The 9,314-nt window shown below is 39.0% G+C and carries 12 protein-coding genes; 3 read left to right on the top strand and 9 right to left on the bottom strand.

The genetic code is table 11. The features are described 5' to 3' along the window. The 3 genes from V7164_RS13860 to V7164_RS13850 form a co-directional block, all read right to left on the bottom strand. On the bottom strand, positions 1-579 hold a 579-nt coding region (locus tag V7164_RS13860; RefSeq protein ID WP_335354370.1), incomplete at its 3' end, for a hypothetical protein. Next, a complete protein-coding gene (locus tag V7164_RS13855) occupies positions 569-1,096 on the bottom strand; it encodes an RNA polymerase sigma factor (protein ID WP_335346632.1) in 528 nt (175 codons plus the stop codon). The genes V7164_RS13855 and V7164_RS13860, both read right to left, overlap by 11 nt. 161 nt (positions 1,097-1,257) lie before the next feature. Then, entirely contained in the window at positions 1,258-1,587 is a 330-nt protein-coding gene (locus V7164_RS13850) for an iron-sulfur cluster biosynthesis family protein (protein ID WP_335346631.1), read from the bottom strand. A 447-nt stretch (positions 1,588-2,034) separates the two neighbouring features. On the opposite strand from V7164_RS13850, the gene V7164_RS13845 reads away from it, so the two are divergent. Further along, the gene (locus V7164_RS13845; protein ID WP_335346630.1) at positions 2,035-2,247 is read left to right on the top strand and encodes a CDGSH iron-sulfur domain-containing protein; all 213 of its coding nucleotides are present in this window, start codon (positions 2,035-2,037) and stop codon (positions 2,245-2,247) included. Between the two features lie 33 nt (positions 2,248-2,280). Here V7164_RS13845 and V7164_RS13840 read toward each other — a convergent pair whose 3' ends face one another. Then, positions 2,281-2,442, bottom strand: coding sequence for a hypothetical protein (locus V7164_RS13840; RefSeq protein ID WP_335346629.1), 162 nt, complete (start codon positions 2,440-2,442; stop codon positions 2,281-2,283). Positions 2,443-2,521: 79 nt separating this feature from the next. Beyond that, entirely contained in the window at positions 2,522-3,379 is an 858-nt protein-coding gene (locus V7164_RS13835) for a LysR family transcriptional regulator (RefSeq protein ID WP_335346628.1), read from the bottom strand. A 118-nt stretch (positions 3,380-3,497) separates the two neighbouring features. Here V7164_RS13835 and V7164_RS13830 point away from each other — a divergent pair, with 118 nt between their 5' ends. Next, positions 3,498-4,673: an MDR family MFS transporter gene (locus tag V7164_RS13830; RefSeq protein ID WP_335354369.1), complete on the top strand. Its 1,176-nt coding sequence runs from the start codon at positions 3,498-3,500 to the stop codon at positions 4,671-4,673. Between the two features lie 137 nt (positions 4,674-4,810). Here the strand turns inward: V7164_RS13830 and V7164_RS13825 are convergent, their stop codons facing one another. Next, positions 4,811-5,143 carry a YolD-like family protein gene (locus V7164_RS13825; protein ID WP_335346626.1) on the bottom strand — a complete coding sequence of 111 codons (333 nt, stop codon included), beginning with the start codon at positions 5,141-5,143 and terminating at the stop codon, positions 4,811-4,813. A 16-nt stretch (positions 5,144-5,159) separates the two neighbouring features. Then, entirely contained in the window at positions 5,160-6,419 is a 1,260-nt protein-coding gene (locus tag V7164_RS13820; RefSeq protein WP_335354371.1) for a DinB/UmuC family translesion DNA polymerase, read from the bottom strand. Positions 6,420-6,623: 204 nt separating this feature from the next. Here V7164_RS13820 and V7164_RS13815 point away from each other — a divergent pair, with 204 nt between their 5' ends. Next, positions 6,624-6,821, top strand: a complete 198-nt coding sequence (locus V7164_RS13815; protein WP_335346625.1) for a YqzH family protein — start codon at positions 6,624-6,626, stop codon at positions 6,819-6,821. An 85-nt stretch (positions 6,822-6,906) separates the two neighbouring features. Here the strand turns inward: V7164_RS13815 and V7164_RS13810 are convergent, their stop codons facing one another. Together V7164_RS13810 and V7164_RS13805 are read right to left on the bottom strand one after the other, a co-directional pair. Then, positions 6,907-7,701 (bottom strand): SDR family NAD(P)-dependent oxidoreductase, encoded by a 795-nt coding sequence (locus V7164_RS13810; protein WP_335346624.1) that lies wholly within the window; start codon positions 7,699-7,701, stop codon positions 6,907-6,909. Positions 7,702-7,713: 12 nt separating this feature from the next. Beyond that, the gene (locus V7164_RS13805; protein WP_335354368.1) at positions 7,714-8,673 is read right to left on the bottom strand and encodes an MBL fold metallo-hydrolase; all 960 of its coding nucleotides are present in this window, start codon (positions 8,671-8,673) and stop codon (positions 7,714-7,716) included. Between the last annotated feature and the right edge of the window lie 641 nt (positions 8,674-9,314).

The raw sequence follows: 9,314 nt of genomic DNA, 5'->3' as shown, positions 1-9,314 counted from the left end.
ATACATTTCATCAGCTAAATTCACATCACTTCTTGGAGTATCATAATACAGGGTTCCTGATATAAGTGCTAAATTATTATCTTGTAATTCATTCTTTAAATGAAGAAATCCCCTAATATCATCTGGAATTTGCGTTACACTTCTAATTTCCTCTTCATTATATAGCATCGTTAACCCTGACCCTCCAATTTCCTCGTAGCCTTCTACTGCTAAAAAGTATTTAAATTGGCCTTTCGGAATATCCTTCTTAATCTCATCCATAACAGTTCTATACTTCCGATAAATTTCATCATACTTATGATGTGGCTCTGCTTCTTCCTCTGTCATTGTTTTCATCTCAAAAACTTGCTTACCCTCGGAATTATAAAACTTCCATTCTGTAAAATGCATGGCTGCCGCAATAGACACTGAGATAGATACTGTTAGAAAAATAGAGATAAATGAAGCCCGTAAAAATATAGGCACTTTTTTGCGTTCTATAGCATTAGTAGACAAATATTCATTATGTTGGACTTCTGGGAGCTTCTGATTTTTAAAACGTTGCTCAAATTCCTCAAACGATTTAATCTTATCTTTCATCCTGTTTTCTCCTTTCAATTAATTTTTTGATTTTCACCTTTACTCTTTCGAATCGTTTTCTTGCAGCTGAGGCGCTAATATCTAGAATCTCCGCTATTTCTGAAAAATCTCTGTCCTCAATTATTCTAAGTACAATGATTGCTCTTTCCTTCGATTTTAATTTCGATAATATGTAATTTAATTCAAAATCTCTATGCTGGTCATAGGCGGGTTCCTTTTTCAGCCTACTTTTTTCGGTAAAAGGAATAAATTTAATTAAAGCTTTCCTTCTTATTTTATTTAAACAATGGTTGTAAGCAATTTTATAAAGCCAAGCTCGATGATTATTAATCTCTGAAATATTTTTGCTCTGATATATTTTAATAAATACTTCTTGGACAGTATCTTCAGCATCGTGATGGTCTCTCAAAATGTTATAGCAATAAGTATAGACTTGATGATGATATAGTTTTATAAGATCTTCGTGGATATTCTCTTCTGCTCCTTCAATACTGTATTCGGCCCTGTTAATATACATAGATATCACCTCTTTTCTTCCGGTCTATATATTAAGACAAACACCCGCCGACTAATGTGACAGTTTTTAAAAATTCAATTATTAAGAATGTAAAAAGTGAAACCCCCTTTAGGAACAAATCCTATTAGAAGTTTCACCTATTAAATTACTTCATTTGGCACTTATCCTACTGTCTTATCGTAAAAACTCATCCGCGGATTTAAGTATTCATTAGGCGTTTTTAATTGAAAGCAGTTTGCTTTTTCAGTGAAATCTATTTTTAAGTTTTCATCGAGAAACACTTCTTTTGATTTTTCTATGTAAATGCTGCCGACACTCGTTTTAATTTCTCGGTCATCCTCATCCAATTCACTCACTAGCCAAAGGGCGGTAACCCCGCTAACAACACATCCACAGCCATCTATGTCGTATTTAAGCTTTAAAAAGCCGTTTTTTCCGTTCACTCGTTCTTTTATTTTCCGGCCCGCTTCTTCTGTTATGACAATGTTCATCTTCCTAGTCCCCTTACCTTGCTTTTTCTTTATTATTGTAGCATATTCCGCTGGAAGCGCTTTTCTAACTACCTTATGCAATAGTTTTCCTGTCGAAGGGCGCTATAGAGTCCCCTTAACTACCTTGCGCATCCTTTTTTCCTGCCGATGGGCGTTATAGAGTCCCCTTAACTACCTTGCACAACCTTTTTTCCTGCTGAAGGGCGTTATAGAGCCCCCTTAACTACCTTCCCTTACTGTTTTTCCTGCCGAAGGGTGTTATAGAGCCGGCTTAACTACCTTCCACAACTGTTTTTCCTGCCGAAGGGTGTTATAGTGCCTCCTTAACTACCTTGCGCAACCTTTTTTCCTGTCGAAGGGTGCTATAGATCGCCTTATTTGCTTTTTGTTGCTTTACCTTTTAACATAGAAGATAAATGTGGCATTTTTGTGAAAGGATGGATTTAGATGACAAAAGTTACAATTAAAGTGAATGACAACGGCTCATATCGTATTACTGGGGATGTTGACTTAATTGATGCGGAAGGAAACAAATTTGAAACAAAACAAACTTTCTCTCTTTGCCGCTGCGGCAGATCAGCTAAAGCACCATTTTGCGATGGATCTCATAAAGGAAATTTTGAATCTGTTGTTCGTGCACCGAAATCCGAAGAAGCATAGGTCAACCAATACTTTTCATTAAAAACGGGGATATTATCCCCGTTTTTTCGTTTCCTTCCCAACTTTTGCTGGAGCTACCTCTTCTTCCTCCGTTATCCCCCGCAGAATTTCCCGATCCATCAAGCTGCTGTCATCCCCTGCACCTGGGGCGACATTAGCCATCGGAAGCTGTTCGAGCTCTTTTCCTCTTGGCATGCGAAAAACACCTCCTTCTTTGTTAAGGTGCTTCTCCTGAAGGGACTTTAATCATTTCCATTAGAAATGGGCATTGGAGTCAGGCTTGCAGCATATGTTCAAGCAATCGTTTAATCGATTCTAATTTTCGTTTTGGATAAATGATATAGCTTTGAATGATGGGCGGCTTCGTTTTCGAGCGAAATGGAAGGGACACAAGCTTACCTCTTTGTATGAAAGTATCTGCTATAACGGATGGCAAAAGTCCCAAAAAGTTACCACTTCGTAAATATTGGACATACAGAGAGGCGTGATCGACCATTAAAGAATGCGTTTCCTTTCCAACGTTCTCTTCAAACCAGTGGTTATAGCTTGGTCCCCAATCCATATGAATATAGGGCAAGTTTCTTAAATTAGCCAAATCGATTTCCTTCGAAAAGTCGGTATCCGCATTTGTAACAAGTCTAATCTCTTCTTTTTTAAATGGAAGAACCTCGATTTCTGAATGAGTAGGTGGAATAAGGACGACTCCAAAATCAATGACCCCATCGAGAACATGCTGAACAATATCCCATGAATGTCCCGTAATGAAACGAAGTGCTGTTCTTGGATGCTTTGCTTGAAACTCTTTCATTATTGGAAACAGCAGATAATCCCATAATGAATGCAAGCTTCCTATAACTAAGGAGTCTTCAAATGTTTCTTCTATACTCACTTTTCTTGCCCCTTCATCAACAAGCTCAACAATTCTCTTTGCATAGTCCAGCAACTCTTTACCTGCTGTGGTAAGAAGAACTTGTCGATTATCTCGCTCAAATAATTGTTTCCCAAGTGTTTGTTCTAATGCTTTAATACGCATTGTAACGGTTGATTGGGATATAAACATTAATTCTGCTGATTTTGTAAAATTTTTCGTCTGAGCTACAGACAAGAACGCACGTAGCTGTTGAATTTCCACTTTATCCATCCTTATAATTAGTTTTTTTAATTAATGCTATTATAATTATTCGTTATACAAATGACAATTGTGCTGATACACTTTTAATAGTTCGTTTTAGATGAAAGGTGAGAGCTTGATGAGAGCCATACGATTATTACTAGTAAATTCATTTCTTATGAATGTCAGTTTTTTTGCATTTATTCCGTTTTTATCTTCCTATATTACTGGAAATTTAGCGCTTTCTGCTGGTATTGCAGGAGTGGTACTTATGATTCGCCAGTTGATACAGCAAGGCACTTCCTTTTTATCAGGGATGCTCGGGGATCGGTTTGATTATCGAATATTGATTAGTACAGGGATGATTTTGCGAGGAGCAGGCTTTCTGCTATTTTCATTTTGCACAACTCCGATGGAATTAATTGTTGCTGCTATCATCGCTGGTATAGGTGGTTCCTTATTTGAGCCTACAAGCAAGGCTGCTATGTCCATTTTTAGTCACCCTTCTAAACGAGGGGATATTTTTGCGCTAGATAAAATTGTTCGCCATTCCGGGATTATTTGTGCTGGGATATTAGGCGGAATACTATTGCAGCTCGACTTTTTCTATTCTTCCTTAGTATGCGGCGGGATTTTTGTTTTCAGCGGGCTGATTACTTTTTTGATGCTGCCTAAAGAAAATGTAAATGTACCAAAGCAGTCCTTTAAGGACTCTTGGCAAAAGGTCAAATCTGACCGGCTGTTTATTTATTTTACGATTAGCATGATTGGATTTTGGTTTATGTTTATGCAGTTGTATTTGACGATTCCGCTGCATGCTGCCAAAGTGTTTAACAGTTCAACATTCGTGTCAAGTTTGTTTATCGTCTATGGGATGATTGTCGTTTTTCTCCAATATCCTTTGCAAAAATGGACGAAAAAGTTTTCGCGGTTATCGGTCATTAAAGCAGGTATGGCTATCATGGGAACAGGTATGTTACTAATTGGGGTGTCGGATAGCTTCCTAATTTTCTGGGCTGGCTTTTGTACATACGCTGTTGGCATTATGCTGGTGGAACCAACCTCATACGAATATACTTCGGAAATTGCCCCACCACAATTTTCTGCAAGCTATTTTGGTTTTTCTCTGCTTGCCATGGCAATTGGAGGCAGCTTGAGCCAAGGTGGTGGCGGGTGGATGTATGAGCATATGCCACATGTAAATTGGACTATTTGTACTTTAGCGGGCCTCCTTTCAGCCATCAGTATTCAATGGCTGCAATGGATAACAAGAAAACATACTCAATTAGGAGAGTTAAAGAAGAGAAGCATTTAAGAAAAGATATGGAAGTATAACCTGGATGAAATGATGGGTCTCTTTGTTGGAGACTTTTAATTTGTTTTTTTCCTTTACTAAACGCAGAAAGATGACTAGAAAAAATATCCGAGTGTCTTTCTGCGTTAAACTGCTTATTAATCTGTAACCCGCACATCAGCTATTTCAGAAATATGAATCCGGTGCACTTCCTCAAAACGATCAACAATATGCAGCTTCTGATTTATTTCATCCCAAAAATGAATGGTCCCCATTACAAGCTCATAATTTTTATGACGATAATGAGTAACAGCAACGCTTTTTCCAAATTCCATTGCCTCCGAAATGACGGTGTTCATGCTTTCAAAATTTTGTTCGTCTATGTCCCGTACTTGATCGTACATATCTTCCTTCGCCCAGTCTCTCAATAATTTCACATGTTCTGGGAGCATCATAGATGTCCACTTGATTCTGCCCCGATCCCGAATCATTTAAGATCCCCCTTCGCTACATTTTATGACCTCCAACTAAAGTCGCCCGGTGCTTAGCTGTTCCCGCATTTGTATAGGAGACTGCTCTTAAAAGGGCTCCTGCTCCGAACTTTGATCTGATGTAATCAACTGTGTAGCCAAGCTCCCTCTTCTTCCAGCCGTTACCATCAAAAAGGTTTAGCTGCATTTCATTATCATCAACAAGTTTTCCAATGGAGAGCGAAATTTGCCGCACTGTTTTTCCTTCATAAAATTGATGAAAAAGCTGTATGCATACACGATAAATATCCATTGTCACATTTGTTGGCTCATCAATTGTTTTTGAACGGTAAAAGCCGCCTCCAAATTCATCTTGGCTGTAGCCGATCCCAAAGCTGATCGTCCTCCCTGCCTTCCGGTGACTTCGCACCCTTCTTGCTACCTCCTCGCACATCTCAAGAATGACATACTTAATTTCATGCTCTTCTTTATAATCTCTGAGCAAAATTTGGCTTTTTCCAAAGCTAATTTGTCCCTCCATAATCGGGGCACCGATATCAGAAAAGTCAATCCCCCATGCATGATGGAAGAGCTGATTTCCCATAATGCCGAATTTCTTCTCCAGCTTTTCTAAATCATAGTGAGCAAGCTGGCCAACTGTGAAAATCCCCATTCCATTCAGCGTTTTTTCCACGCGGCGCCCGATCCCCCACATTTCCCTTAAAGGAGAGACCGGCCACAATTTCGTTTGAACATCCTCATAAGTCCACTCAGCAATTTCTAATTTTTTCGCTTCTAAATCAAGACAAAGCTTTGCGAGCAGCATATTAGGTCCAATTCCAATGGCACATGGCAGCTGAAACTCACGCTCAATATCATCCTTTATCTTTCGGGCAATCGTAAGAGCATCACCCCAAAGATGCAAAGCCTCATCCACCTTTATAAAACTTTCATCCACGCTATACGTGTGAATCGCCTCTTTCGGGACATACCGATTAAAAACTCGAGTAATTTCAGTTGATATCCTCAAATAAGTTGCCATTTTCGGTTCCGCAACAATAATGCGCGGATCATCCGGAACTTCATATAAACGGTTTCCCGTCTTAATACCGAACTCCTTTTTCATCTTTGGCGATGCCGCCAGAACTACACTCCCCTTCCGCTCTTTTTTTCCAGCCACAACAAGATAGCATTCTAGAGGATCAAGTCCCTCTATAACAGCGGAACAGCTTGCATAAAAGCTCTTCATATCGACACACAATATTTTATTTTTGGGCATCGTATTGTAATCAATCATGACTTTTGCCATCCTCCTAGAAAAACACAGGCTCCTTGCATAAAAGAAAAAGAGAACACACATTCTTATATATACCCACTATAATAAGCGAATATACGTTCTGATTCAATGGAAATTTTACGACTAATTCCCTAAAAAAAGGGGGCTTTAATATACCTTTCCGCCTAAAAAGTCGTATAATCGACAAGAGGAGGCATACGAAAGATGGATCGAAAACTCATTTTTAAAATGATTCAAACATGCTTAAAGCAATATCATGAATCAATTTCTATTGATAGTGTGGAATTTGAGGGAATGTACGAAAAAATAAATTTACTAAAACATGAAGAAAAAGAAAGTGATTTGTACGACATTGTGAATGATGTCGTGTATGGGTATATAACGGATTCGCCTTATTTTTAGTAAGTGTGAATCAATAAGAAAAACCAGACATACTGAAGTTGTATTCAATACGCCTGGTTTCTTTTCCGAATTAGGCTTGCTGTGTTTATTTTTGATTAAACATCCGTCTTCCAAGCCGCTCAAACAAGCGAGGAAAAAGGGTATATACAATACTGCCTGCATTCATCCAGCCCGGCAAATTAATTTCTCGTGTCGGGGTCAGCATCGCATCTACAACCTTTTTTGCCACATACTCTGGCTTTAGCATAAATCTTTTTACATTTTTAACATAGGTTCCTTTTTCATCGGCAATGGTAAAAAAGTTCGTTTCAATCGGTCCAGGGTTAACGGCCGTTACAAAAACACGATGGCTAGTAAGCTCCATCCGAAGACTATTTGTATAGCCGAGCACAGCATGCTTCGTCGCTGAGTAGACACTTGATTTAGGTGTAGCAATTTTACCCGCCTGGGAGGCAATATTAATAATATGACCGCTTCCCTGCTGTCGCATGATAGGCAAAACCATACTTGTGCAAGCCATTAAGCCAACAACGTTGACAGCAAACATCCCTTTAATATCATCGATTTTTGCCTCATGAGCCTCGCGAAAAACCCCGTAACCTGCATTGTTAACAAGAACATCAACACGGTCAAGCCGCTCCAAAACCTTTGAAAAAACAGCCTGCACCTCGTCAGTGCTGGAAACATCAAGCTTATGTATATCAACCTTTACATGAAAACGGCTTTCTAAATCCGTTTTCAGCGAAAGAAGCTTCTCATAGCTTCGGGCGAGCAAAACAAGATTGGCTCCTCTTTCCGCACAAAGTGAAGCCATCGATGCACCGATTCCGGCCGAGGCACCTGTAATAATAATAGTTTTATTTTTCAAACGATCCAACATATTCCACCTCAGCTAAGCAGAAAAATAAAATGCCTTCCCTGCCTTATTTATACTAATTTCCCCCAAAGCATCCAAATAGTCAAGCTGGGCAATCGTTTCTGAAATCGTTAAGCCAAACTCCCTTTCATATACGGCCGGAAATAGACGCTGGCAAATTTCAAAAACGGTAAGAGGCTCCTGCTCAAGCCATTTTTTTATAAATATCGCACGCTCATGCTGACGTGCCAGTCTTTTCTCAATTAATTCATTAGGATCATAAATATCCTCTCCATGTCCTGAATAAACAAGCCGGATTGGGAATTGCCTTAGCTTCTTTAATGATTCATTATATTGCAGCTGCGGTTTGGGACGCTTTGTTTCTCCAGGAAGCGGCGGTTCCATTAAAGGATTCGGAGAAATATGTGCCAGTAAATGATCCCCTCCGATAAAAACCCCATCCTTCTCTCGGAACAAACCGATATGACTTTGAGCATGCCCAGGTATTTCAATAACCGTCCAGTCACCAAGCCCCAGCGGAGTGTCCCCTTCTTCCAATACACTTGTAAGGGAACGGCTACAGGAAAAACGCAAAGACTTTTTTAACGAGCTAATAAAAGGAAAAAATCGATCTGGAATTCCGCACTTAGGAAATAGATCATAGTAAAATTCATCATGCGCCTTTAAAAACGAATCTGTCCGCATTAGCCATCTTTCATTAAAACGATGTCCATATACTTCCATACTGGCAGGGAAAAAGTCCAAAAGACCAGCATGATCAGGATGATGATGGGTAAGGACAACTTGTTCAATATCTTCAGGAGATAGACTTAAATCTTGCAATTGTGCCTTTAAAGCCTCCCATGCTTCTTCTGTTTTAGGCCCAACATCAACAAGTGTCAGCCGCTCTCCCTTCACAACATATATATTCACATCACCAACCGCAAAAGGGGTAGGGATAACCAATTTAGCAATGCCATTTTTCCATTCTGTCATTTCTTCAACTCCTCAAAATACTATATCTAAATAAAATAATATCTAATCCATGCAGTATATAAACATAAGTTTACTCTTAAATTTACCAATTGTCATTATTTTCACATAATTAGAGATAGGAGGACGATAGATCCGTTATGTATCTGAAAAGAATGTTTTTATCAAGGTTAACGGCCTCTGAGTCCGCTATTACATGAAAAGAATGATATTTTCTCATGTTTTCTCATCATTAACGAATTCTGTGTCCTATTCATTCGACTAAGGAGCAAATTTTACGGAAATAAAGGATTCTCTGTCCGCTAAATATAAAAATCTGAATAAAATTCGAATGCAAAAGAATCGTTTTCGGTTTTCACTGTGAATGAATGCGCTATTTGAAATAGTTTAATCGGAACTTTTTATTAAAATTCGCTTGCCTTATTCCTTGCCTAACATTATTCCTCTTATAAATGAATAAATATAAGTGAAACTTCAATCAGTGGGGGTACCAACGCTAAGGACAAACGAGTACCGATAAAGACATTAAGCCAAACCTTTCTTTGTCAGCATCATTCCCCACTGATTGTTAGTTGCGGCCCACAGGATGTGGGTCACACAGACGTTGCCACAGGACGTGGCGTTCTTAGTCTGTGTTCCTAAAT

The sequence above is a fragment of the Bacillus sp. JJ1474 genome (assembly GCF_036965225.1).
Classification (GTDB): Bacteria; Bacillota; Bacilli; order Bacillales; family Cytobacillaceae; genus Cytobacillus.
This window is presented reverse-complemented; position numbering and strand designations above follow the sequence as displayed.

Bases quoted from the DNA above. Each gene is read 5' to 3' on its own strand.
- V7164_RS13855 (WP_335346632.1), bottom strand. From the start codon at position 1,096: ATGTATATTAACAGGGCCGAATACAGTATTGAAGGAGCAGAAGAGAAT.
- V7164_RS13850 (WP_335346631.1), bottom strand. From the start codon at position 1,587: ATGAACATTGTCATAACAGAAGAAGCGGGCCGGAAAATAAAAGAACGA.
- V7164_RS13845 (WP_335346630.1), top strand. From the start codon at position 2,035: ATGACAAAAGTTACAATTAAAGTGAATGACAACGGCTCATATCGTATT.
- V7164_RS13840 (WP_335346629.1), bottom strand. From the start codon at position 2,442: ATGCCAAGAGGAAAAGAGCTCGAACAGCTTCCGATGGCTAATGTCGCC.
- V7164_RS13830 (WP_335354369.1), top strand. From the start codon at position 3,498: ATGAGAGCCATACGATTATTACTAGTAAATTCATTTCTTATGAATGTC.
- V7164_RS13825 (WP_335346626.1), bottom strand. From the start codon at position 5,143: ATGATTCGGGATCGGGGCAGAATCAAGTGGACATCTATGATGCTCCCA.
- V7164_RS13820 (WP_335354371.1), bottom strand. From the start codon at position 6,419: ATGATTGATTACAATACGATGCCCAAAAATAAAATATTGTGTGTCGAT.
- V7164_RS13815 (WP_335346625.1), top strand. From the start codon at position 6,624: ATGGATCGAAAACTCATTTTTAAAATGATTCAAACATGCTTAAAGCAA.
- V7164_RS13810 (WP_335346624.1), bottom strand. From the start codon at position 7,701: ATGTTGGATCGTTTGAAAAATAAAACTATTATTATTACAGGTGCCTCG.
- V7164_RS13805 (WP_335354368.1), bottom strand. From the start codon at position 8,673: ATGACAGAATGGAAAAATGGCATTGCTAAATTGGTTATCCCTACCCCT.